General features: G+C 57.4%; 1 pseudogene. It reads left to right on the forward strand.

Annotated features, from left to right (window positions below):
* Positions 1-38 precede the first annotated feature (38 nt).
* Positions 39-814, forward strand: a pseudogene (locus I6F33_RS37885) (IS701 family transposase); the annotation flags it as partial.

Consider the following 814-nt stretch of genomic DNA (forward strand, 5'->3'; position numbering starts at 1 on the left):
TTTGGGCTCTTTATTAGGATTCCCGAATCGATTTTTCAATGATTCATGGGTGGTCGGCTCTTGGAGGGCTGACCATGGCGGAATGGGAAGACGAACTCGAACGCTGGCTGAAGCCGTTCCTGGACCGGTTGGGTCATAAGACCGGCAGCGGATGTGTCCCCTGTACGTTGCGGGATTGATCGGCCCGGGCGATCGCAAGAGCGTTCAGCCGATGGCAGAACGCCTTGCAACCGGCAACTACGATCAGCTGCACCATTTCATCGTCGAAGGTGTCTGGGACGCATCACCGCTGGAATCTGAGCTGCTCAACCAGGCGGATCGGCTTGTCGGCGGCAAGGATGCGGTATTAGTCATTGATGACACCGCAATGCCGAAAAAGGGCGAACGCTCGGTTGGTGTCGCGGCTCAATATGCGTCCTCTCTTGGCAAAACGGCAAATTGCCAAACGCTGGTGTCGCTGACCCTTGCGCGCGGCGAAGTGCCCGTGATGGTCGCATTGCGTCTCTTTCTGCCCGAGAGTTGGACAGGCAATGTGTCTCGTTTGATGCGTGCTCGGGTGCCGATCGAACACCGAACGGCAAGATCCAAGCCAGAAATCGCTTTGGCTGAGGTTGATCGAGCGATGGCAGCCAACGTGCGCTTTGGATGTGTGCTGGCGGATGCAGGATACGGGCTCAGCGCACCATTTCGACAAGGGCTAACAGAACGCGGATTGGCCTGGGCCGTCGGCATCCCTCGGCACCTCAAGGTGTATCCGGTTGATGTGAAGCTCATTTGGCCGATTACCAAAGTCCGCGGGAAACCACGAAAGCAC

It is taken from the genome of Bradyrhizobium sp. BRP20 (assembly GCF_020194215.1).
Taxonomy (GTDB): domain Bacteria; phylum Pseudomonadota; class Alphaproteobacteria; order Rhizobiales; family Xanthobacteraceae; genus Bradyrhizobium; species Bradyrhizobium yuanmingense.